Here is a 23,670-nt window from a genome sequence, read left to right as displayed (position 1 = left end):
TCCCACCACCCCTTCGTATACCGCGGCTCATGCTGAAGTTGAGATCCAACCTAGCCGCTTTTTTCGACGGCTTCGAACAGCAGTTGGCGGGCCGCCTGTTCGTCGTGACGCTCGATGATCAACTGGAGATCGGCGAGTAGATCCGCAATAGAGACGGACCGCGCGCGCGAGGGAGCGCGCATTATCTTGGCATGCTTGGTGATCTCGGCATCCGAAGAATCGTAAAACAGCTCTTCGTAGAGCTTCTCGCCGGGACGCTTGCCGGTGACAACGATTTCAATGTCGCCATGGGGATTGGCTTCATTTCTCACCGACAGGCCCGCCAACCGGATCATGTTCTCGGCTAGCTCGGAGATCAGCATGGGCTCGCCCATGTCGAGCAGGAACACATCGCCACCCTTTGAAAGCGCGCCGGCCTGCACGATGAGCTCAGCAGCCTCCTGGATCGACATGAAGTAGCGCGTCATGGCTGCATCGGTCAGGGTCACGGGACCGCCGGCTGCGATCTGCTGTTTAAAGAGCGGAACCACGGACCCGTTGGAGCCCAGGACGTTGCCGAAGCGTACGGCGCAAAAACGCTGTCCTGTCTCCTCGCCCTTGGCGCGCATGGCTATGCTGCCAACGATCAGCTCGGCCCACCGCTTGGTAGCGCCCATCACATTTGTTGGTCGGACCGCCTTATCCGTTGAAATCAGGACAAAATTCTCAACGCCGTGAGCGTAGGCCGCCTCGGCGACGGCTGCCGTGCCAAAAACGTTATTCTTGATGCCCTCCAGGGCATTGGCTTCAACAAGAGGGACATGCTTGTGAGCTGCAGCGTGAAATACGACCTTGATGTCATGCTGCGCCAGCACCTTATTCACGCGTTCCCGATCAATGACCGAGCCGAGTACGGGTATGATGACCAGATCCTGCAGCTCGGAAAGCTCTTGCTCGATCTGGTACAACGCGAATTCATTGGCTTCAAACAGCACCAGGCAGCGGGGGCTCCAACTAGCTATCTTGCGACAGAGCTCCGAGCCGATGGACCCGCCGGCTCCCGTCACCATGATTGAGCGACCGACGATCATGTGCTTGATCAGTTCGGCGTCTGGCGGCACTGATGAACGGCCAAGTAGTTCGATGATGTCGATTTCCTTGATCTGGCTGACAAGGTATTTGCCGGTAACCAGGTCGACGATGGATGGAAGCGCGCGGATCTTGACGCCGTGCTTGCTGACGGAGGCAACGATTTCCTTGCGGCGCTGGGCAGTGAGCGAGGGGATCGACAGGATGACGTCCTTGACCCCGTGCTCTTCTATCAGTTCCCCCAGCGCGCCAGGACTATACACCTTGACGCCTGCCAGCTCGCGTCGGTGCAAGGCGGGATTATCATCCACAAAGGCAACCACCATATGCGTGCTGCGCAACGAATGAGCAAGCTGTATGCCCGCGTCGCCGGCGCCATAAATGATCGCCGCCGTTTGTGTTGCTAGCGTTCGGTCAAATTGCGGCAGGAAAGTCCATTTTGCTGCAAAGCGACTGCCGGCAATGATGAAGGTCCCAAGGCCAAGATATATCAGTGGCACGGACCGGGGCACAACGAGGCGTCCCGCCAATTGAGACAGAAAGACGAGGACAACCCACGTGACGGTGGCGATAACCATGGCTCGTAGGATAGTCCACATGGCGCGCTCAGGCAGGTATCTGACGATTGCCCGGTAAAGCCCCATCCGAATGAAAACCGGGATCGTCACCACCGGTGCGAGGATAATGACGATCCATTGATCCAAGGAGTTGGGCAGGTACCACGCGTCATAGCGAAGGCAAAAACTGGCCCACAACGCACATGACAAGGCAATAAAATCGAAGCTGAGCAGTATCGCTTGTTTTCCGCGGCGCGGCAGACCCAGGACCCAGGTCCGAAAACGATCGATCATCAAAGTCTCATGGGGTGAATACGAAATACGTGCGGTCCGAACAGCGAAGCAAAGCTCTGAACAAGCAGGTGGCGGTTTACCATAGCGGGCCCCGCCATGTCATTAGGGCGGGGCGCATCTTGAGCCGCTCGTTTGGTGCCCATGTCAACGCTGCGCGGAACGGAATACTGATCGGTGTTGTCTGGCCCTCTCTTCTGTCGAAAGAACACTGTATCTTGTAGGGGTGCGCCGTTGCCGGCTAGATTCGTCTAAGCCTGCCAAAGCTCGTCACGACAATAGACTAGATTAGAACGCGCACAATATCCTCGCCTATTCAGCGTCCTAGGGGCGTCAGGCAAATCTTAACAATAGCCAATCGAATAAAATGGCGACGCACGCGCAGGGTCGAGGTCGTAGCATCGTCCTCAGTTGGGACACTATCGGCCTCGTCAGCTAGCTGGCGGTTCATGCACTCTGGCTAGCCGACCAAGCCGATCTGCGTGCGGCCGATCCTCAGTTACATCACACATTGGGACGCGATCCGGAGAATGTGCGGACGCGGAGAATGCGCAAGATTCTGTTCAGAGCGCGGTTCACCCTGTAGAAATCATATCTGTTGCTGCAGGTCACAGTTTCCGGGACATTGGCGGTGGAACGGTTGTTGCTTGTTCCGTTACAACGAGGTGCCTGCCGGTCCCCGGGGCTGACGCTCCCGAGCCACCAAACAGGCCGACGCGACCGCGTTGACGTCATGTGTTGGCCGCATCAGCCGTTGCGCGTAGGACCGAGGATATTCCCCCGTCGGCGACGCTATCGGACCGATGGCCTCGTATGATGCGCCGTTCAGCTCGGTCACGCTAAGCGACAGGGAGCGCGGCCCATTCCCCTCCACCAGCAGCCAGGCGCGGGCGAGGATAGCACACGCCACGCGTTCAAGTGAGGCTTTGGCGAGGCTGTCGCTCCCCGGATATCCGCCTATCATCCATGCTTGGCCCACGGCAGCCCCGCCCAACGCAAAAACCGCGCCCGGGTAGTGGCCGGTTAGGTCGATTACCGGCGTCCTAGGCAGCAAGTTCTTCTCCTTTGCTGAGGCCTGCAGTTCGTTGATGTATCGCGCAAACTGATCGGAAACTAGCAGTCCGACGTTATTTCCGCCGACCTGGATGGACTGGACATTGTCGCGCACCGGTTGCGGTTGTCGGTAAGGGAATTGCAACCCGATGCCTAGAATCAGAGTAGCGATAGAAAAACCTAGGGCGGCCAAGGCACTTTGCCGGCCGTCACCGGGCGTATCTCCAGTCCCGAGCACCAACAGCGCCGCGCAAACCCAGAATATTCCGGCATAGCTCGCTGCTGGCCAATAGTTGCCGTTGGTGCCCACAGCGTTTGCATAGGGCAACACAATGAACATGCCAATCGTCAGCAGCCTTGCAGTAGGGGGGCGCTGCAGTTTCCCACGCCAGAGCAGATAGGCGGCGGCAAGGATGGCAGCTGGCAGCACGGCGCCGATCTGGAGCACGTTCCACATCGACCAGCCCTGTAACCCTAACCCGGTCAGCCCAAACAGCGCCGTGCCAGAGAACACTATTGCCGCCGTCACCGCCATGAGAACGAGCACACGTCCCTTTGGATTGTGGGTAGTCGACAGCACCGCGATTATGGCAGTTAGTGTGGCAAGGCCCCAGAAGACGGCCCAGTCCAGATTGGTAAAAGCGATTGTATCAATACGCAAAATCCGGCCGGTGGAGTAACTGCTGTCCATGCTGGCTGATAGCGTGACGGCGTCAGAGAGGCGGGAGACGAACGCAGTGACTGAGCCATCTATGTAGAGTGCACTGCTTAGGAGCAGCAAACCGGCGACGGCTCCGGCCACCACCGGCCCTGGCGTGAACAGTCTACGCAGGCTGGTGAGATAGACCAGCGCGATTGCGGCCAGCAGCCCGGCACTGGTGGGCTTGGCCATAAATACCAGCCAGCCCCCAACGCCCAGTAGCACGAAGGGCAGGAGAACTCGTGGAGGCCCTCCCTCGCGATCGGTGCAGGCAATCAGGCACAACGCGGTGGCTGAAACCAACAGCCCCTGAAGGTTGAGGCTGTTGTAACTGGGCGTAGGCAACCAGTTGGCGATGATTAGTAGGGCGACGAAACCTACCTGCATGGCCAGAACTAGCGTCGAGATAAACCTGAGCTGGGGGATGAGCGATCGCACCACGACCAGTCCCAAGCCGCAGCCCAACAGGAAGGTCACAATAATGTTGAAGCGCCTCAGCGCCGCTACGTCGCCGCCGAGCAGCGTGAACACGGGATGATATACGAAACCGTACTGCGTGACTGACAGAGGATAGAGCCAGGGGTCAGCGATCCAGTTGAGATAGCTCGATTCATCGGTGAAATCGAAGCCGCGATCAGCCAATGTAAGCAGATAGCCAAGAGCCACGACCGAAGCAACAGCGGGCAGCCAGCGTAGGATGGCGTTGATCTGGGGTGTCATACGGTTATGTCGATTTGCGATAGACTTCTTGCACGACCGTTCTGGGACGGTCCTTCACCTCATCAAGGATCAGTTTGACGTAGAGGCCCAATATTCCCGTCATGAGTGCGTTGAGGCTGAAGAAGAACACGACTGCCGCCATCAGCGAGGACCAGCCGTCTTGCACCGGTCCAACCACGGCATTGACCACCACAGAGAGCCCGAAAAAGAAACTTACTGAAGAAAAGACCACGCTCGCCCAGAATATCAACAGCAGCGGCTTGCCGCTGAAACTGGTGAGCGCCAGGATCAGCAGCGAGATGCGGCTGCGGACCGAATAGGTCGTCGCGCTGGAGCTTCTCTTGTCGAAGACATAGGCCGCCTGCCGGTAACCGACGAGGATCGACAGGGGTACGAAGACTGGATTGTGGTCCCGGAACAGCAGAAAGGAGCGGACATAACGCCGCGTCATAAGCCGCATCGTGGCTACATTTCGGGGCAGTTCAACTTCGCTCAGTCGGCTGAAGGTAGAATAGAACACATTGCCCGAAACGCGCTCAATGAAGCCGCCGCGGCGTTCGCGCTGCACGCCATAGACCACGTCGACCTGCTCCTGTCGCAGTCTAGCGAGCATGGGGGTGAGGTGCTCGGGCTCTTCCTCTAGGTCGCTGTCGATCAGGAATATCAGATCGCCGCGGGCATTCTCCAACCCGGCAATCATCGCCTTGTGATGGCCGAAATTGCGGCTGAGCTGCACGAGCGTGATGCGGTCGTCCTGGTCCGCTAAGTCCCGCACGATAGATGCCGAATCGTCCGGGCTGCCGTCATCGACAACGATGACCTCGATCCGCTCGGCCGCGCTCGATACTGCACCTATCGCGCGCTCGATGAAGGTCTTGATCGTCGCAGCGGACCGATAGACGGTCGTAACGATGCTGAGGACGCTAACCTTGACCGCTATGTCAGGGTTTGCTGCTGCGTGCGGCCAACCACTCGTTGACTGATCGGTATTCGTCGAGTCCAAATCCCAGTACCTTTCGTTGCCAATCGCTTAGGTCTCGATCGTACCCGATCACCGACGGAAAATGTATCTGCTGGCGGAGCATCGGTATGGTGAAAACGTGATTGACGGCGCGGCGGTTGTTTGCAGAGAAGTTCGTCGATCCCGCATGGTAGATCATGCAGTCGAGCACGATGAATGTCCCTCGCGGCACCGTAACCTGCTTTTCGAGGCGACGCACCGTGTCGTCGGAAGGGAACGGTTCACGCGTGTGGCTCGCCGGAATGACGCGCGTCGCCCCATTCTCGATGGTGAACTCGTCCATCGCGAACAGAGCATTGATCGCAATTGGCCGGGAGCTGACGAAATGCTGGTAGGGCAGATCCCGATGATATGCCGCCTGTGAATAGCGGCTGGCATTAGCGCGGTTGATCAAGCCATTGGCCTGGTTGAGGATGTAATAGTCCCCTAGGCACTGGCCGAGCAGCCGATGCAGCCGCTCGTTGAACACCACCTGCCAGAATTCGGGCGCCATGGCCGGCAGCACGCGGATCGTGTCGCGCTCACCAATCGCGGCCAGGTCGAGGCTCTTTTCTGCTGCGTCGGCCTGATAGCGTTGCTCGGCGGCGTCGAACACCCCCGATAGCGTATCGAGCTCGGTTTCCGATAATCCTGACGCCAACGAAGTATAGCCTAGCAGCCTGATTTCCTCGACCAGGACGTCGATATCGTCCTTGGCCACCAGCGCTTCCTTGACACCGTAACGGGCAATTTCAGTCATAGCTCAGATCTCAGGCTGGAGAATTGATAGGGATGAATCAGACGATCGGAATCTGGTCCGAAGCGGTCACAAAGGAGCGGCCAGCTGCGCGGATGGACGGCTGCCAGAAGGAGAATTCGTTCTTCCTCGAACTGCACAATGTCCAGTATATCGCGCCCATGCCTCGTAGACTGGACGGGGCGGTCGACAACATAACACTGCGCCCGGTCCGTAACGCGCGGGCAATAGGCGTGCAGCAGGTCGGCGAATTCGCCTGTCCCAAAAATCACGAAAGGCCGCGTTCCCACGCCCTTTAGCACCGCGCCTTCCAGTTCCTGCCAGCCTTCCAGATAGCGCAGTCGCTTCTCGGCAAGCTCGGCGGCGGCGGCGTTCGTCGACTTCGGGCTGGCGCCATGCTGCAGCAGATAAATACTGAAGCCGGATTGCCGGCCGGACAATGCCGCCGAGGTAACCACCCTCAGGCCCGCCTGCTCGGCGACAGCTGCAAATGAGCTCGTCGTAAAACTCGATACATGATCGCGGAACAGTAGTTCGGTGCTGGGCCAGTCGCCATTAGGGCAGATGGTGACGATGAGGCCATCTTGCCCAATTGAGGTTTTGCCAACAGCCAGAAAAGACACCGGATCAAGCGCATGTTCGACCACGTTGACCGACAGGCACAGGTCGTAATGTGGCACTGATGCGGCTGCGGCTTCTGCGAAACCCTGGCGGATTTCCACATTCTGCCAACCGCGCATCCTGGCGGCATCGACAAGGCCGGAGGCGGCCTCAATCCCAAGCGAGGGCGCCGCCTGCCATTGCTGTACTAGCCGGTTGAGCAAGGCTCCGCTGCCGCAGCCGTATTCCACGATCGATAGCCCCGGGAGCCGATAGCCTGGCACATGCCGGTCGATGAACTCGGTGATCAGCGCGGCGTAGTCTGTCGCTCGTGATGCGTCGGCGGCGACATCGTGCAGCCCGAGATCATAGCTGTCGTCGTAGAGCTGGTCCCGGTCCTCGGAGGTCAGCGGCCTGGCGTGGAAGCCGTGCCCGCACGCGCAGCAGGATGCCTTTTCGAGCGCGGCGGCGATGACGCGGCCGTCGCTCGCCATTGAGCGGCCCGCATGGGGCGCCGGCAGAACTGCAATATCGGGGGATCCGCAGACAGGACAGATCAATTTATGGCCAAGCTCTTTGCTGGACGGGGAATAATTTCGCTTGCACATGCCCGCCGTGATCATGGCTTATGGCGTTGAGGCGATCAAATTGATACTCGACACGTCACATTATTCAACAGGATTCGGTGTGGAATGACGATACTGGTAACGGGTGGCGCCGGTTTCATAGGGGCCAATTTTGTGACCGACTGGTTGCGCCGTTCCAGCGAGCCGGTTGTCACTCTTGATAGCCTCACCTATGCCGGCAATCCCGGCAACCTCCCTGATCACGATCGGCATACTCTGGTTGTGGGTGACATCGCCGATCGCGGACTTGTCGCGCAGGCACTAGCCACCCATCGTCCGCGTGCAGTGCTGCATTTTGCAGCCGAGTCCCACGTCGATCGCTCCATTACTGGGCCATCAGCCTTTATCCAGACCAATGTCGTGGGCACGTTCGAACTGCTCGAGGCGGTGCGACTTTATCTCGATCAAGGCGCTGTCGGGGAACGCGCCGCGTTCCGTTTTCTGCATGTGTCGACCGACGAAGTCTATGGCAGTCTTCCTTCGGACGCTCCCGCTTTCACCGAGACCACTGCCTATGCCCCCAACAGCCCCTATTCGGCATCCAAGGCCGCATCGGACCATCTGGTGAGGTCCTACCACCACTCCTTTGGCTTGCCTGTCCTGACTACAAATTGTTCGAACAATTACGGGCCCTATCAATATCCGGAAAAGCTCATTCCTGTTGCCATCCGGTCCGCCCTGTCCGGCGCGCCGATCCCGGTCTATGGCAATGGCACCAATATCCGTGATTGGCTCTACGTCGCCGACCATTGCTCCGCCATCCGCGCCGTGCTCGACCGTGGCCGCGTCGGTGAAACCTATAATGTCGGTGGCAATAATGAGGTCGCCAACATTGATCTCGTGCGCATGATCTGCAACCTGCTCGACGAAATGGCGCCCCTGCCTTCGAAGCGATCCTACGGCGAGCAGATTTCCTTCGTCACCGACCGGGCCGGACACGATTTCCGCTATGCTATCAACAGCAGCAAAATTACTAAGGAGGTTGGCTGGCAGCCCACTGAGCAGCTCGCCAGTGGCCTGCGCAAGACTGTGCGCTGGTATCTCGATCACGGCCAGTGGGTGACCGATGCCCTGAAGCGTCGCGATCAGGGCAGGGTACTGGCATGACGAGGGTGGCGATAGTTCAGTCCAACTATATTCCCTGGAAGGGTTATTTCGATCTAATCGCCGCCGTAGATCAGTTCATTCTCTATGATGAGATGCAGTTCACACGCCGCGACTGGCGCAATCGCAATCTCATCAAGACCCCGCAGGGTACGCAATGGCTGACCGTTCCGGTAAAGGTGAAGGGCAAATATACCCAGACTATCCGTGAGACCGAGATCCAGGATCCATCCTGGGCCGAGGCGCATTGGAAGACGCTTTGCGCCAACTATGCCCGGGCCCCCCATTTCAGGGAGGTCTCGGCGGTGCTAGAGCCGCTTTATCGTGAGCATTACGACAATATTTCCGACGTCAACCGCCGATTCATCGAAACGATCTGCGACTATTTGGGTATCGGAACGACGATCTTCAATTCCTGGGATTATTCGCTCGCCGAAGGCAAGAGCGAGCGGTTGGCCGATCTGTGCCGACAGGCCGGCGCGACCACCTATATTTCGGGACCCGCTGCCCGGGAATATCTCGACGAAACGGTCTTCGCCGATCTCGGTATTGCTGTCGAATGGTTTGATTACGGTGGCTATCCAACGTATCCCCAGCTTTGGGGAGAATTCGTCCACGGCGTCAGCATTGTGGATCTGCTGTTCAATTCCGGCGCCAATGCTCCCGAGGCAATGAAATATGTCCAGCGCAAACCTGCATAGGACCAAACAGTCATGACATCTCGTTCTTCCGATGAGCTGAGCCTTCTGGGCGATGTGGAGCGCTACTATGCTGCGAGGCTCGCTGAACATGGAACTACAGCCAAAGGTGTCGACTGGAATGGTGATGCCAGCCAACTGCTCCGCTTCGAGCAACTGGTCCGCATCATCGGCGCCCAGCCCAATTTTTCGGTTAACGACATCGGCTGCGGCTATGGCGCCATGTTTGCCTTTTTGCGCGAGCATCACACCGGTCTCGACTACCTTGGTTGTGACATCTCCGCCGATATGGTCGCAGCCGGTCAGGTCGAATTCGGTGACAATTCGGGTGCCGCCTTCGTGATCGGCTCCGATCCGGGTCGCGTTGCCGATTATGGCTTTGCCAGCGGCATTTTCAACGTCCGGCTCGGCCATTCCGACGACCAGTGGTGGGCCTATATGGTCGAGACGCTCGACCTTATCGCGCGCACTAGCCGGCGCGGCTTCTCCTTCAATTGCCTGACAGCCTATTCCGACGCGGACCGGATGCGCTCCGATCTCTATTACGCGTCGCCATCCGCCGTGTTCGATCTCTGCCGGCAGCGCTATTCCCGGAATGTCGCCCTTTTGCACGATTACGGCCTGTACGAATTCACCATTCTGGTCAGGACCGATCCGTGAAGAAAAAACTGGTCATTTTCGGCACCGGCGACATAGCTCAGCTTGCCTGGTACTACTTCTCTACCGACACCAATTACGAGGTCATCGGCTTCACCGTGGACCGGGAGTATCTGGGCGCGGGCCGCTTCTGCGATCTACCGGTCATTGCTTTCGATGAGCTGCCGGGCCAGTTCGCTCCGGACGAACATGATCTTTTCGTCGCTCTCAGTTACAGCAAGCTCAACGCCGTCCGGCGTCAGAAATATCTCGATGCCAAAGGGCTTGGCTACCGGCTCGCCAGCTATGTCAGTTCCCGCGCCACTATTCTGAACGATGGCCGCATCGGAGAAAATTGCTTCATCCTCGAGGACAATACCATCCAGCCTTTTGTGACCATCGGCGACAATGTTACGCTCTGGAGCGGCAATCACATTGGCCATCATTCCGCCATTGAAGACCACAGCTTCATCGCTTCCCACGTCGTGGTCTCGGGCGGCTGCCGAATCGAGTCGTCCTGTTTCATCGGCGTCAACGCGACAATTCGCGACCATGTGACAATCGGCGAGAAATGTGTCATCGGCGCTGGCGCCTTGATCCTGACCGATGCCGAACCCGAGGGCGTGTATCTGGGCTCCGCGACCGAGCGCTCCCGCGTGCCCTCTAGTCGGCTGCGGAATATTTGATGGCCATACGCTGGACCAGGCTAGGCCAGATCTACGATGCACCTCCGCTGCACGAAAAGCTGCAGACGCACGCGGCCAACCCCCTGCCGGTCCACCTGTATGACGACGTGTTCCGCGTCTTCTTCAGCGGCCGCGATGTTGAGAAGCGCTCCTCGGTCGGCTATGTCGACATCGACATCGTCACTCGCGCGGTGCTCGAAACGTGCCGGGAGCCGGTCTTTCGCCATGGCCCATCTCAGAGCTTCTACTCGCACGGCGTTAGCATTGGTAATTGCTACACTGCCGGCGGTCAGCGCTACATCCTCTTTATGGGCTGGCACATTCCTAAAAACGAGCACTGGCGCGGCGAGATTGGCCGGTTCGTTTTAGGCAAAGACCTTTCGCTCACGCTTAACGGCGACATGCCTTTCTTCGGCCTCAGTGAATCTGACCCGATCAGCCTGTCCTATCCCTGGGTCATGGACGACGCCCGCGGCGGTCATCACATGTGGTACGGTTCTACCTTGAGCTGGGACGCCGGTAATGGCGAGATGCTGCACATCATCCGCCACGCCCATTCGTTGGACGGACACGCCTTCCAACCCGACCGATCAGTCATCCCATATGCCCTCGGGAAGGCTCAGGCCTTCTCACGGCCCACCGTGGTCCAGAATGGCGATGGCTGGTCCATGTGGTATTCCTGTCGCAGCGGCCGCGGCGAAACCTATCGCATCGGCCATGCGACCAGCCCAGATGGTTGTGAATGGCATCATGCTGAACCGGGTTTCGATGTAGCAGCCGAGGGCTGGGACAGCGAAATGATCGAATATCCCTTCGTGTTCCGCCACAAGGGCAAGCTATTTATGCTCTATAACGGCAACGGCTACGGTCAGACCGGTTTCGGTCTTGCGGTGGCCAGTGACTGATTTGGCAGTTTTGCGCGATACGTTGACACGGCTGATACGCTACGGCGTAATCGGCCTTGCCCTAAATTTTTCGGGGTATCTGCTCTATCTTGGGCTGACCTGGTTGGGCGCAGGCCCCAAAACCACTATGACACTACTATATGCAGTCGGCGCTGTGGCGGGCTATTTCAGCCATCGAAAGCTCGCCTTCAGCTATGGCGGCAGTGTCGTGGGTAGCGCCATACGCTATGGCGTTGCCCATCTCTGCGGCTATGGGCTCAATTTTGCCCTCCTCTATATCCTGGTAGATCGGCTTGGCTACCCGCACCAGGTCATTCAAGGCCTTGCCATCTTCATGGTGGCAGGCTTCCTTTTCCTTTGTTTCAACTTCGTGGTTTTCCCGCAAAGTCGCGCTAACAGGTCAGAACGCCGCAATAGCGAAAGTTGATCCCATTCCCGCTACTGCCATAGTGGTGCGGGCCAGAATGCGCTGGCTCCGGCAAAGACAAACCCACAGGCGACGTGAACCCCTAGAACGGCGATCGGTATCGTTTTGAAGCGGCCAGTGGCGGCGCGGCGTTCCATCACGAGCAATAGAGATTCAATATATAACAAAAAAGCCCCAGTCTGGGCGGTCCAGGCGAAGTTTCCGGACCCAATATCTTGCGATTCTGCCAAAAACAGGGTGTAAAACAGCGCCAAGAGCATAAATGACCAAGCCATTTGCAAGGCGCGCGAGTGTTTCGCTTCCCTCCAAAAGCAGATCGTGACCACGATCGGAAATGCAAGCGACATCGGAATCATCAGAAGGTACTGTACGGGGTTTGGGAAAACCACAAACGGAGCAAAGATGATACCTCCCTTTTCCGATGCGCCGTAGTGTGAACCGAACTGCCACACAAGAACGAGAGTGACTGGGATCATTGCCAGGGCGTAGTTGAATGCTCTGCGCCACTGTCTGCGCCAGAGATCAAACAATGCAATGACGCCACTTATCGGCAGGAATGCTATCAAAAATGATGGCTTTGCCACCGCCGAAACAACGCAAAGGCCCGACAACAGCGCCAACTTCGCAGGTGACCAGTTATTCTCTTTCGAGAGAGCCAAATCACAATAGATGAACCATATAGCAACGGCGAACACCTTGTTCAGTTGCTGGGTCGGGTTGTGATAGGTTATCGGGACAAGATAATTGTAGTAGAAATTTGGCACAAGGATCGTCACCGCAAAAATATGGGACGCGACCAGGACAAGGAATGTCGATCCATAAACCATACTCGCATCAAGACACATGCCGGTGCGCAGTATTCTGTGGGCGATCAGAATGGCCATAGCTCCGTAGCAAATGCCCAGAAGCGTAGCCGTGGATAAGCTGTGGGACAGACCCGTAATGAAGTGAATGAAATTGATCGTTATCTGAAAGAGAAAATGCGGCGAGTGGATATCCGAAAATGATTTGATCTCCTCCGCGTATCTTATGTGCAGGTGAAGATCGCTGCTACTGTTTGTGAGCATAAACTGCAAAAACACAAAAGCAAAAAATAAGAATACAATTACAAATAGCGAGATATCCCGAATACGTCTGGCGCCTGTATTAGACTGATCTGTTGTCATTTTTATTTGCATTCGCTGAGTGAATTTCTAAGAATCGAAAAATCGTCGGATCGGTATACAACTTCGTACGAAAACTTCATGGCTTCTGTAGTGCCAGACGAAATCATGATAAATGCCGATCTTGGGCTATCAGGCACCCGCTTCGGCTCTGCGACAACAGATAATCCAAACCCCGGGGGTATAGTCGCTGCTATCGCGCCCAAATCCATGTAGTCAATAAGAACGGTATTGCACCAAGGGTCTGCCGTAATGTCAAACCTCATTCGATCCGACAACTCGTCGGCAATGCTTGCGAGAGCCAAATGATTCGAGCCGAATGCCGGCTCGCGATTCTGTTGGACGAAGTGGACGAACGAGCCGACAAATATCAGATTGATGCCAACTAGTAGTGCGGCGACCTTTTTACTGCCGATACATAGCACGGCACTGACGAGGGCGAGTAACGTGAATGGGCCAAGGTCCTAAACCCTCTATAGCTGTCGGCATCATAGAAAACTATTACCAGAGTGAGCATCCCGGCGAGCACTGTAGCCGACATCCGTAATCTCCAGTCCGCGTCGCGCCGGAGAGCAAGGAGCAAAGCGACCGCAGAAAGAACTAGGACCTGACCTTCGAGAGGCTGCCAGCGGGACGGCGACATGACGAATGTCAGGTTCGCGAGGGCTTTTTGGCCGTAGTATACAGCGAGCCCGGCTGTCTGCGAGCCAATCCCTCCGCTCCCGATGGCATCTTGGGCGCGCTCTACAATTCCCCTCGGAACAGGGGCCGCAATAAACATGAAGGCCATAAGCGAACCGACCGAAAACAGCGCAACACCGCCCACCAGTACCGCGAAGCTCGAAACGTTTCTCGGCTTTCGGATCAGCGTAACTAATCCGAGCGCCCAGGTCGGGCGGACCAGGCTTGCGGCCATATACAACGCCGTGCCGATCGAGGTCCTTTTGTGGAAGGCTGCGGCAGCACCAAGGATTGCGATGCTGAAATGTAATCCCTCCTGCATGGAGGCAGTCAGCATGGCAATTGCCGGCCAGAACGTCGCAATGACAACGGCCATCGCCAGGGCGCCAGCCGCGGTCGGTCGGGCAAGCAGCAGCCCGAACAACGTTGCCGCATACATTACGCTATGGTGCACCCAGATCGGCCCGGAGACGGATGCCCCGAGCGGCCATAACAACAGCCCATAGAGCGCGGGATAAAACGGACCATGGGCCCCAAAATGGGTAAACGATGCAGGCGGCGGCAGCTCGCCGATGGTGTAGTACCCCCCCGAAAATCCCACAGCTGCAAAGGTTCGAATCTGATGATTGAATGTGACGTCGTCGCTGAATGCAGGCCAGTAGGCATCGAATCCCGTATGCAGAAGCAATAGAACAGAGCAGATCGACATTGCGGGCGCGCGTGCTGCGCAGAGGATGTAGGCTACAAGGGGGCGCATCGTGCGGCGGCTCGGTGAGGGGGCAATTCTCTTTACGGCGGGGTCGGCACCACGCGCTGTGTATCGTGCCAAACTAGTTTTTCATATTCCATTTTATAGATTTTCTCCCTAGCGACCTTCTGATACGCAATTCACTTTCAGGAAGGCGCGTTTATGGGGGCGTTGAGGCATGAAAGCCATTATTCTAGCGGGTGGCAACGGCTCGCGGCTCTATCCCTTGTCTAAGGTGTCCAGCAAGCAGCTGCAGGCCGTCTATGATAAGCCGATGATTTATTACCCGCTCACCGTGATGATTGCGGCAGGCATTCACGAATTCTGTATCATAACAACACCACATGATCTGCCGCGTTACCGGGCGCTTTTGGGCGACGGCACGCAATGGGGCATCGAGATCCACTATCGCATTCAGGAACGGCCCGAAGGCATTGCGCAGGCCTTCGTCATTGCTGAGGATTTCGTGGCCGACGAGAACGTCGCCCTCATGCTGGGCGACAACATTTTCTTCGGCGGCAATGCCTTCCCTCAGGCCGTGTCGACGTTCAAGTCCGGCGCGTTGATCTTCGCCTATCACGTCAAGCATCCCAACCAATATGGCGTGGTCGAGTTCGGCGCCGATGGCCAGGCCATTTCTATCGAGGAAAAACCAAGCGTCCCCCGCTCAAATTTCGCCGTGCCAGGTGTGTATATCTACGATCGACAGGTGGTTGATATCGCCAAATCCCTAAAGCCGTCGGCGCGCGGTGAGTTCGAAATCACCGACGTCAACCGGCACTACCTCGAACAGGGCGAGCTTCAGGTATCTCGACTCAATCGTGGCTTTGTCTGGCTAGATGCCGGCACGAGCAGCACCCTTCAGGAAGCCTCCTCCTATGTCGAGACAATCGAGCGTCGGCAGGGGATCAAACTCGGCTGCCCCGAAGAAGCCGCTTTGGTCCGGGGCTTCCTCAGCGTCGAACGGTTCCGTGCGCTTTTGGACACTATCCCTCACTGCGAGTATCGTGACTATCTAGCCTATGTCGCCTCCGAGGCCGAAAGGCAGCAGCGTTAATGAACTTCTCATGACTGGAATTGCCATGTCCTCGAGCATCCGATTCAACGCCACCCATCTCATCGGCAAGGAGATGGACTATGTCGCCCAGGCCTGTCTTGAGAGGCTGTCTGGCGATGGCCGTTTCACTAGGCAATGCCACGACTGGCTGGAACGGAAGACCGGCACGGCCAGAGCTCTGCTGACCCATTCGTGTACCGCCGCACTGGAGATGGCAGCCTTGTTGCTAGACATCGCACCGGGCGATGAAATCATCATGCCATCCTACACATTCGTGTCGACTGCCAATGCATTCGTGCTGCGCGGGGGTATCCCGGTCTTTGTTGATGTTCGCGAGGATACGATCAACCTCGATGAAAGGTTGATCGAGGCGGCCATCACATCGAGAACCCGGGCGATCGCCCCGGTGCATTATGCGGGCGTGGCCTGTGAGATGGATACGATCATGGCCATTGCCGATCGGCATGGGCTCGCCGTCGTCGAGGACGCCGCCCAGGGCGTCGGAGCGAGCTATCGGGGCAGGGCGCTTGGCAGCATCGGCACGCTGGGCGCCTATAGCTTCCACGAAACCAAGAACATCATCGCCGGCGAAGGCGGCGCGCTGCTGGTCAACTCCCCCGACATGGTGCTGCGCGCCGAAGTGATCCGCGAGAAGGGCACCGACCGGGCCCAGTTCTTCCGCGGCGAAGTGGATAAGTATACCTGGCGCGAAATCGGTTCATCCTATCTCCCCAGCGAATTGATTGCCGCCTTTCTGTGGGCGCAGTTTGAGGAGGAAGAGGCGATCAATCGCGCACGCCTGGCAGTCTGGGACAACTATCACCAGGCCTTTGCTGGGCTCGAGGCGTCAGGTCGGCTGCGGCGACCCATCGTGCCCGACGAATGCCGGCACAATGGGCATATGTATTATGTCCTGCTGCCCGAGGCGGCCCAGCGCCAGGTCGTGATCGGCGCGCTGGCCGCGGCCGGTATCCAGGCCGCCTTCCACTATGTGCCGCTCCATTCCTCTCCGGCTGGCGAGAAGTTTGGTCGATCCCACGGCGACATGACCGTTACCGACGACATCTGGCAGCGCATCGTACGCCTGCCCCTTTCGCCGGGCTTGCGGTCTGCTGATCAGGTACGCATAGTTGAGATTTTGGCTTCGTGCACATAGCCTTGTCCCGGGTTTGTGAATAGCCGCTCGTTTTGTAAACACCCTCGGGGTCATTTCTGATGCCGTCGCTCGAACTCGACGGGTGACAGCATGCGGGTCGGGTTGTAGAACAGATCGGTGTAGTCGAACGTATCCTGGTGCGTTTCGTCCCGGTTCAATAGGTCCAGCGCCTAATTCTCTCGCGCTTGAGCAGGATGAAGAAGCTTTCGGCTACGGCATCGTAATGGCAGTTTCCGCGCCTGCTCCGCCATCGGCGCCCATCAAGGAGAAACCACCCGGCCGCTTCGTCTGCGGCCGCGTGGCGCGGCTCTGGCCATAACCAAGCTGCAAGTCGTCAAGGACGATTGAGTTGCCGGGCGAAGCTACTCCGTTTTGGAGGGTGGCGGATCTTCCTTGGCGCGTCGGGCGACAATTTTGAGTGGCCATCCGGGAGCGGGCCCTGAAGCAACTTGGCCACTTCCCAAGGCGCGGTCATCCTGGTTTAGAACTCCTCAGGCGTAGTCAGGATCACGCGCATGGCCTTGGGGGGTGGATACGCAGACCGTCAACTCTCGAGAGGTCATGGTTGCAAGTGCATCCAATCCAACCTGTCGACAGTCTGCACAAACACATTCTACGATGACTGGAATACGTCCTCTAGGCTTTCTGCTTGGCTGCTTCCCTTGGTACGCAAGCCTTTATCTCATTATCCTAAAGACTGATGGGAGTGATCGCGTCCCGGCGTAACAAACTGTTGACAGATGACAGTTGAGTGTCGAAGCTTCTGGGGGAGGAGTGACGATGCCCTTTTTATCAAACAGATACTCTTTGGCGCTTCTTGTACCCAGTATGGCGCTCCTGGGGTTGGTGCTGGGTGTGCCGCTGTATCACCTACTCAATTTTAGCACCCTGACCGGGGACTTCATGCTCCAGGAAGTTTCGGGGCCGACTGGGGCGAATTATTCGGGCCTGCTAACAGACGCGTTCTTTCTGGGGGTTGCCGGGCGAACCTTCCTGATCTCGCTCTGTGCCACGGTCATGGCACTGATCTTCGGCTTTCCGCTGGCGGCGCTGATGTCGCGCGCGCCGGCCGCTTGGCGCTCGCCGATCGCTATCATCGTCCTGTCGCCGCTGCTGGTGAGCATGGTGGCGAGCTCTTATGGCTGGATCGTCATCCTCGGCAATAATGGCGTCATAAACAATCTCCTGATCGGGCTTGGCGTGATCCAGTCGCCGATCCAGTTGCTCTACACCGACTTCGCCATCGGTGTCGGTTTGGTGCACATCATTCTGCCATTCATGGTCCTGTCGCTGGTTGCAGCACTCGACCGCATTGAGCCGGCCATCAGCGAAGCGGCATCGACCCTGGGTGCTAATCGGGCTCGGGTATGGTGGCACATCCTGTTGCCGCTCTGTGTGCCCGGCATTGGTGCGGGGGTCACCTTATGCTTTTCGCTCTCAATTTCGGCCTATGTCACCCCGGCAGTGCTAGGCCCGAGCGGCCCCAACTTCATCACCACGCTAATCTACCAGAACTTCATCAACCTTTATGAGTGGGGCACTGGGTCGGCCATGGCCTTCCTGTTGCTGCTGGTCGCGGCGACGGTCGTGCTTGGCCTTGGCACGCTCACGACAATACTGGCTCCGGCACAAAGGCGCCCGCAATGACCCGTATCGTCTTCGGCCTCGTCGTCGCCGCGCTCTTTACCTTCATCCTGGCGCCGACGGTAATCATTGCGCTAAGCTCTTTCGGCACCAGCGAAATCCTCGAGTTTCCGCCGCAGAACTTCACCCTGCGCTGGTATGCCTATGCCCTCAGCCGCCCCGAATTTACCTCGGCGGCCTGGAACAGCCTATGGTTGGCCGTGACCTCGACGGCCATTGCCACCCCGCTGGCCGTTGCGGCTTCGATTGCCGTCACCCGTGGCCGGTTGCCAGGCCGGGAGGTGCTGCAGACGGTGTTGCTGGCGCCGCTCGTCGTGCCTTCGGTGGTAATCGGGCTTGCTATTTTGCTGGCGTCGTCTCGCCTTGGCTTTTCGAGCGGCAGCACGCGGCTGATCGCGGCGCACGTCTTGATCGTTTTGCCCTATCTCGTGCGCACCACCAGCGCTAGCCTCATGCGGCTTGATCCGCTTGCGGAAGAGGCCGCCCGTTCGCTTGGCGCCAACAGCTTGCGTACTTTCCTGCATGTGACGCTGCCCGGCATGGCGCCGGGGCTTCTGGCGGGAATGATATTTGCCTTCATCATCTCGTTCGACAACGTGTCGATCTCGCTGTTTCTGGCCAACGCCCGCACCAATACTCTTCCGCTCAGCCTCATGAGCTATGTCGAATACAATCTCGACCCGTCGGTTGCAGCCGTGTCCACCCTTTTGATCCTCTTGGCCTTGGTTGTCGCAATTGCGCTCGAACGCTTTGCCGGCCTGCGCAAAACCCTGGGAGCCTAACCCCATGCCCGCACTCGATATTCAATCGGTCTCAAAGAGCTACAACCACCTGCTCGTGCTCGACCATGTGTCGGCGCAGATCGACAAGGGTGAGCTGGTAACGCTGCTGGGGCCAAGCGGCTGCGGCAAGACTACCTTGCTGCGTTCGATCGCCGGACTTGCCGATATCGACGAGGGTCGGGTGATCCTCGATGGCCGCGACGTTACCAAGGTGCCGATCCACAAGCGCGGCATCGCCATGGTGTTTCAGTCTCATGCGCTGTTTCCGCATATGAGCGTCGCAGACAATGTTGCGTTCGGCCTCAAGATGCAGGGCGTCGCCAAGGCCGAGCGTGAAGAGCGCGTGAAGCGCGCCCTAAGCCTGGTCCGGCTCGATGATTACCTCGCGCGCATGCCGCATGAGCTTTCGGGCGGGCAGCAGCAACGCGTCGCCATTGCTCGGGCGGTCGTCACCAACCCGACGGCATTGCTGCTTGACGAGCCTTTTGGCGCGCTCGATCGCAAACTGCGCGAAACGCTTCAGGTGGAACTGCGCCGCCTGACCAAGGAACTAGGCATTACCGCCATTTTCGTGACCCATGACCAGGAAGAGGCTGTGGTGTTGAGCGATCGCGTGGCGGTGATGAATGCCGGGATCATCCAGCAGATCGCGCCGGCCTGTGACGTCTACGAAAACCCGGCCAACGAGTTCGTCGCCAATTTCATGGGCTTTCAGAACATTTTCGACGCCGAGGCGCGTTCGGCTCAGCAATTAGCGATCGGGGATACGGTCATTGCGGTCGAAAAAATCGAGGCGCAGCCGGGCAGCAAAGTCCGGATGGCCATTCGAGCCGAGCGTGTGTCGCTGGCATCCGGTCATCGCGAAGGGGCGATGCCGGGGCAGATTTCGTCCTCCGTCTATCAGGGCGAACAGACCTCTTATGTCGTCGACACCGCAACTGGTCCCGTCACGGCCCGCATCCCGACGACGGATGCGCGGTTCGCGGTGGGAGAGGCCGTATCGGTCGATCTCGATCCGGCGGCCATTCGTATTCTGGCACATTAGCTTCAAGGGAGTTTGGAAATGACATCAGGTTCACTGACTCGACGGCACTTTCTGGCAGCGACGGCTGCTGCAGGTCTGGTCACCGGTTTTCCGGCAATCGTGCGCGCACAGAGCAAGACCATCGTCACGACACTGTTCGGCGGCGCCTATGAGGAGAACTATCGCAAGCACGTGCTTGACCCTTTCTCGGCCAAGACCGGCGCCGAGTTTGTCATCAAGTATGGTTCAGCCGATGAATGGCTCAACAATGCGCTGGTCAATCGCGATGCGCCCGAAATCGATCTACCGTTCCTTTCGCTGCCGGTGGCGATGCGCGCCATCCGCGTACCGGACCTGTTCATGGACCTGACGCCCAACGAGGTACCGGCACTGGCCGACGTCTATCCGATCTTTAAGGATACCTACGAAGGCAAGGCCGTCGGCTTCAACTATGTTGACTACGGCATCTTGTACCGCGAAGACATGGTCGAAAAGCCGATTGCCTCCTGGGCCGATCTTTGGGATCCTTCGCTCGCCGGCAAGGTTCTGGCTCCGGCGGCAGCCGCAGGCTCGATGTATGAGTTGGTGATGATTGCTGCGGCGATCGCCGGCGATCCCTCGGATTGGAACTTGGGAATCGAAAAGCTCAAGGAACTCAAGCCCAATGTGGCGCGCTGGTTCAACACCGCCAACGAGGTCGACGGGCTCATCCAGCGCAAGGAAGCCAGCGTTGCCGCCGGCTTTGGCGGCTTCCGCTCCTACGCGCTGATCGACGGTGGGGTTCCCGGCAAGTTCGTGACGCCGACGGAAGGCGCGCCGATGGGCGTCCTGTCCTACCACGTGCCGATCAATGCGGCGAACCGCGACCTGCTGCTCGAATTCGTCGACTTTGCCCTCAGCGTCGACCAGCAGGTGGCGTTCGGCAATGCCATGCCCACTGGCGTGGTCAACTCCAAAGCCCAGCTCAACCCCGATGTCGCTAGCCGCATCGCCCCAGCCGACCAGCTCCTGCGCATCGACTGGGCGTCGATCCAGTCGCATTTTACCGAGATCACCCAGCGCATGCAGCAGGAAGTGATCTCGGGCTGATGGCGCAAGTGCACCCCACTATCGGCGGCCATTCGGACTCCCGCTTTGAGCCGGTGGCTCAGGCGTTTCGCGACAATTTTAGGTTGCGAAACGAACTGGGCGGCGCCGTTGCCATCTACTACCGCAACGAGCTGGTGGTGGATTTGTGGGGCGGTATTGCCGACAAGCAGAGCGGCGCGCCCTGGCGCGCCGACACATTGACGCTGATGATGTCGGTGGCAAAGGGCATATCGACGATCTGTGTGGCCATGCTCGTCGATCGCGGACAACTATCGCTCGATGCGCCGGTCAGTCTTTACTGGCCCGAATTTGCCGCAGAAGGTAAAGGCGCGATCACCGTGCGCGAGGCGCTGGGGCACCTGGCCGGCATTCCGGTGACTGATCTGGCCGTGCCGGGCGACTTCTACCATTGGGATCGAATGGTCGCCGCGATTGCCAACCAGAAGCCACTTTGGCCGGTGGGTGAAAAGCAGGTCTACCATTCCTCAACGCTTGGCTTTATCGCAGGAGAACTGGTGCACAGGGTTACCGGGCGCAGCATCGGCACCTTTCTGCGGGACGAAATCTGCGCCCCGCGGGGGCTCGACTATTTCATTGGCATGAATGCCGAACAGCAAGCGCGCTGTTCCACGATCGTCGCTTCGGCCAATAACGTGGTGAATGCTGCAAAGCGTGAGCCCAAAAACTCCATTTCTTATCGCATGTGGCAAGCGGTGCCTGTGGAGGAAGACTACAACTCGGTGCGATGGCGGAGCGAAGAGCTGCCCTCGGTCAACGGACATGGTACCGCGCGAGCGGTTGCCGGCATCTACAATGCCATGATCGGGCCCAATCCACTAGTCACCGCAGCGACCTTGCGGCAATTCTTGACCGAGCAGCAGGCGCAAAGTACCGACAGCGAAGGAGCGCGACTGCGCATGGCTGTAGGGTTTATGCTGAACTCGCCGCCGCACCGGCCGATGGGCCCGAACATGAGAAGCTTTGGGCATTCCGGCGCGGGCGGATCGCAGGCCTTCGCCGATCCTGTGGCGCAGCTCAGTCTGTGCTGGACCACCAACAAGATGCATGACGGCAACGACATCGGGGCGCGCGCCAAAGCGATGATCGATGCCGCCTACATGTCGATCTCCCTTTAAAAACAGACACCACTTCCAACTCAACAACCAAGGGTTGGATTTCGCACGAAACCGCGCTGGTGAGCTGTTCCGAAGGCAAACCGGCGCGCCGCTCAAGTCGCATTTGCCAACCTACGTGGGGCGCGACCTCAATCTGAGCGTAGGGGACCAAAATTCGACATTGGCTAGCTGCTCAAGACCAAGGGCATCCGGTTGATTGAGGCTGGTCCTCGCGGATGTACCTCGAATGCAAAACCAGTGAAATTCCGGGCGGCGGCCAAGGCAGTCGGTCTGATTTGTGACCGCACCGGGGCCGGTAGCGGACTGGCAGCTTTTGGGCGTCCGGTTGGAATAACTGCCGTTATATTGTCTGACCCGTTGTAGCCGTCATTTCGTGCCACGCCTGCTTCGGAATGAGGTGCTCGTCGAAGAGCAGCGGACGCGCTGCGGGGTCGATGTGTTCGGCATTGAGCCAGCTACGGTCGTCGGATAGGCCCCAGACGGTGATGTCGCGCAGAAGGGCGTTGTCGCGCACCAGAGCAAGGTATTCGCGATAAACCTCGGCACTGGCTGCATCTCGAACGACGATGTTTCCTTCGAGACCACGGTCGTCGACGTCGAGCTCGGTGACCGAAACCCGGAGGCCCAGATCCGTGACATCACGCAGCCAGCGGGCAAACCGCTCGTGGCCCCCGCGCAAGAAGGTCGCGGCATCGAGGTGTGATTGTAACCCCAGAGCATGGATCGGCACGCCGTGCCTGAGCGCAGATTCAAGGAGCCGCAGCATAGCGCGCCGTTTTGCGTCAGCCTCCGGCGACTGGTCTTCCAGGCCCATTTCGTTTAGCACAAGCACCGCATGGGGATCGCGGGAGGCAACGAGCTGAAAGAGTTCGTGCAGGTAAGGCGGGCCGAAGGCTTGGAGATACGGCGTCAGCCGCAGCCCATCATCGCGGCCATCGGGCAGGTACAAGGGTTCGTTAACGACATGCCATGAACGCATGACGCCACGGTACCGGTCCACCGCGTTGCCCCAGTAGACTGTCGCGGCCGCGCGGAATCGCTCGGCGTCCACCTTGGTAAACTGCCTGGGGATTGAACCATGCCAGCACAAAGTATGGCCATGAAGCGCAAGGCCATGGGCCTTGGCGAAGTCGGCCAGGCAATCGAGCGCTGCAAAGTCGAGGCTGCCGTCCGCCTGGCAAACGGCGTCCCACTTGCCCTCGTATTCGGGCGTCAACGAGGTGCAATCGCGCAGGATCACAGCGCGGCGCGCGGAGTGGTCGAGGTCAGCCGTTGCTATGGCATAGCCGAATGTGGAGCAAGGAGCTGAGCCACAATTTTCGCCGAGTTGTCTCAACGACTTTTCCTTCAAAGCGTTAGCGA

At 58.3% G+C, this 23,670-nt stretch carries 21 protein-coding genes and 1 pseudogene; 13 read left to right on the top strand and 9 right to left on the bottom strand.

Features of this window, described 5'->3' with window-relative positions; all coding sequences use genetic code 11:
* Nucleotides 1-50: 50 nt before the first annotated feature.
* The 5 genes from CCK88_RS13875 to CCK88_RS13855 all read right to left on the bottom strand — a co-directional run bounded on the left by CCK88_RS13875 (nt 51) and on the right by CCK88_RS13855 (nt 7,369).
* Nucleotides 51-1,919: a polysaccharide biosynthesis protein gene (locus tag CCK88_RS13875; protein ID WP_086471189.1), complete on the bottom strand. Its 1,869-nt coding sequence runs from the start codon at nt 1,917-1,919 to the stop codon at nt 51-53.
* A gap of 652 nt (nt 1,920-2,571) precedes the next feature.
* Nucleotides 2,572-4,389 carry a hypothetical protein gene (locus CCK88_RS13870; protein WP_086471188.1) on the bottom strand — a complete coding sequence of 606 codons (1,818 nt, stop codon included), beginning with the start codon at nt 4,387-4,389 and terminating at the stop codon, nt 2,572-2,574.
* Nucleotides 4,390-4,393: 4 nt separating this feature from the next.
* The gene (locus tag CCK88_RS13865) at nt 4,394-5,392 is read right to left on the bottom strand and encodes a glycosyltransferase family 2 protein (protein ID WP_244557541.1); all 999 of its coding nucleotides are present in this window, start codon (nt 5,390-5,392) and stop codon (nt 4,394-4,396) included.
* Nucleotides 5,331-6,149 (bottom strand): phytanoyl-CoA dioxygenase family protein, encoded by an 819-nt coding sequence (locus CCK88_RS13860; RefSeq protein WP_086471187.1) that lies wholly within the window; start codon nt 6,147-6,149, stop codon nt 5,331-5,333. Before CCK88_RS13860 ends, CCK88_RS13865 begins: the two co-directional genes overlap by 62 nt.
* Entirely contained in the window at nt 6,146-7,369 is a 1,224-nt protein-coding gene (locus CCK88_RS13855; RefSeq protein ID WP_086471186.1) for a class I SAM-dependent methyltransferase, read from the bottom strand. Before CCK88_RS13855 ends, CCK88_RS13860 begins: the two co-directional genes overlap by 4 nt.
* A gap of 69 nt (nt 7,370-7,438) precedes the next feature.
* Here CCK88_RS13855 and rfbB point away from each other — a divergent pair, with 69 nt between their 5' ends.
* The 6 genes from rfbB to CCK88_RS13825 are packed head-to-tail and all read left to right on the top strand — an operon-like array spanning nt 7,439 to nt 11,828.
* On the top strand, nt 7,439-8,479 hold the full coding sequence (gene rfbB / locus CCK88_RS13850; protein ID WP_086471185.1) for a dTDP-glucose 4,6-dehydratase: 1,041 nt from the start codon (nt 7,439-7,441) through the stop codon (nt 8,477-8,479).
* Nucleotides 8,476-9,177: a WbqC family protein gene (locus CCK88_RS13845; protein WP_086471184.1), complete on the top strand. Its 702-nt coding sequence runs from the start codon at nt 8,476-8,478 to the stop codon at nt 9,175-9,177. Before rfbB ends, CCK88_RS13845 begins: the two co-directional genes overlap by 4 nt.
* A 12-nt stretch (nt 9,178-9,189) precedes the next feature.
* Nucleotides 9,190-9,834 (top strand): methyltransferase, encoded by a 645-nt coding sequence (locus CCK88_RS13840; RefSeq protein ID WP_086471183.1) that lies wholly within the window; start codon nt 9,190-9,192, stop codon nt 9,832-9,834.
* The gene (locus CCK88_RS13835; protein ID WP_086471182.1) at nt 9,831-10,496 is read left to right on the top strand and encodes an acetyltransferase; all 666 of its coding nucleotides are present in this window, start codon (nt 9,831-9,833) and stop codon (nt 10,494-10,496) included. Before CCK88_RS13840 ends, CCK88_RS13835 begins: the two co-directional genes overlap by 4 nt.
* Entirely contained in the window at nt 10,496-11,401 is a 906-nt protein-coding gene (locus CCK88_RS13830) for a glycoside hydrolase family protein (protein ID WP_086471181.1), read from the top strand. The genes CCK88_RS13835 and CCK88_RS13830 overlap by 1 nt, the downstream gene beginning before the upstream one ends.
* Nucleotides 11,394-11,828 carry a GtrA family protein gene (locus tag CCK88_RS13825; protein WP_086471180.1) on the top strand — a complete coding sequence of 145 codons (435 nt, stop codon included), beginning with the start codon at nt 11,394-11,396 and terminating at the stop codon, nt 11,826-11,828. The genes CCK88_RS13830 and CCK88_RS13825 overlap by 8 nt, the downstream gene beginning before the upstream one ends.
* An 11-nt stretch (nt 11,829-11,839) precedes the next feature.
* Here the strand turns inward: CCK88_RS13825 and CCK88_RS13820 are convergent, their stop codons facing one another.
* Nucleotides 11,840-12,994 (bottom strand): hypothetical protein, encoded by a 1,155-nt coding sequence (locus tag CCK88_RS13820; protein WP_140048995.1) that lies wholly within the window; start codon nt 12,992-12,994, stop codon nt 11,840-11,842.
* Between the two features lie 382 nt (nt 12,995-13,376).
* Nucleotides 13,377-14,381, bottom strand: a complete 1,005-nt coding sequence (locus tag CCK88_RS13815; RefSeq protein WP_140048994.1) for a hypothetical protein — start codon at nt 14,379-14,381, stop codon at nt 13,377-13,379.
* Between the two features lie 217 nt (nt 14,382-14,598).
* Between CCK88_RS13815 and rfbA the strand changes: the two genes are divergently transcribed.
* Nucleotides 14,599-15,477: a glucose-1-phosphate thymidylyltransferase RfbA gene (gene rfbA / locus CCK88_RS13810; protein ID WP_086471177.1), complete on the top strand. Its 879-nt coding sequence runs from the start codon at nt 14,599-14,601 to the stop codon at nt 15,475-15,477.
* A gap of 25 nt (nt 15,478-15,502) precedes the next feature.
* Nucleotides 15,503-16,633, top strand: coding sequence for a dTDP-4-amino-4,6-dideoxygalactose transaminase (gene rffA / locus CCK88_RS13805; protein WP_086471176.1), 1,131 nt, complete (start codon nt 15,503-15,505; stop codon nt 16,631-16,633).
* Between the two features lie 50 nt (nt 16,634-16,683).
* On the opposite strand, the pseudogene CCK88_RS13800 reads toward rffA, so the two are convergent.
* Nucleotides 16,684-16,877: pseudogene (locus CCK88_RS13800) on the bottom strand (IS3 family transposase); the annotation flags it as partial.
* A 659-nt stretch (nt 16,878-17,536) separates the two neighbouring features.
* Here CCK88_RS13800 and CCK88_RS13795 point away from each other — a divergent pair.
* From CCK88_RS13795 to CCK88_RS13775, 5 genes are read left to right on the top strand one after another with little or no spacing between them, the layout of a single operon-like run.
* Nucleotides 17,537-18,280 carry an ABC transporter permease gene (locus CCK88_RS13795; protein WP_170926495.1) on the top strand — a complete coding sequence of 248 codons (744 nt, stop codon included), beginning with the start codon at nt 17,537-17,539 and terminating at the stop codon, nt 18,278-18,280.
* A complete protein-coding gene (locus CCK88_RS13790) occupies nt 18,277-19,059 on the top strand; it encodes an ABC transporter permease (protein WP_086471174.1) in 783 nt (260 codons plus the stop codon). Before CCK88_RS13795 ends, CCK88_RS13790 begins: the two co-directional genes overlap by 4 nt.
* A gap of 4 nt (nt 19,060-19,063) precedes the next feature.
* Complete coding sequence (locus CCK88_RS13785; protein ID WP_086471173.1) at nt 19,064-20,104, top strand: ABC transporter ATP-binding protein; 1,041 nt, start codon at nt 19,064-19,066, stop codon at nt 20,102-20,104.
* An 18-nt stretch (nt 20,105-20,122) separates the two neighbouring features.
* On the top strand, nt 20,123-21,172 hold the full coding sequence (locus CCK88_RS13780) for an extracellular solute-binding protein (RefSeq protein ID WP_086471172.1): 1,050 nt from the start codon (nt 20,123-20,125) through the stop codon (nt 21,170-21,172).
* A complete protein-coding gene (locus tag CCK88_RS13775; RefSeq protein WP_086471171.1) occupies nt 21,172-22,308 on the top strand; it encodes a serine hydrolase domain-containing protein in 1,137 nt (378 codons plus the stop codon). Before CCK88_RS13780 ends, CCK88_RS13775 begins: the two co-directional genes overlap by 1 nt.
* A 340-nt stretch (nt 22,309-22,648) precedes the next feature.
* On the opposite strand, the gene CCK88_RS13770 is transcribed toward CCK88_RS13775, so the two are convergent.
* Nucleotides 22,649-23,644 (bottom strand): endo-1,4-beta-xylanase, encoded by a 996-nt coding sequence (locus CCK88_RS13770; protein ID WP_170926494.1) that lies wholly within the window; start codon nt 23,642-23,644, stop codon nt 22,649-22,651.
* Nucleotides 23,645-23,670 lie beyond the last annotated feature (26 nt).

The organism is Devosia lucknowensis (genome assembly GCF_900177655.1).
Classification (GTDB): Bacteria; Pseudomonadota; Alphaproteobacteria; order Rhizobiales; family Devosiaceae; genus Devosia; species Devosia lucknowensis.
Note: the sequence above shows the minus strand (reverse complement) of the source record. Positions and strands in the feature narration are given on the sequence as shown.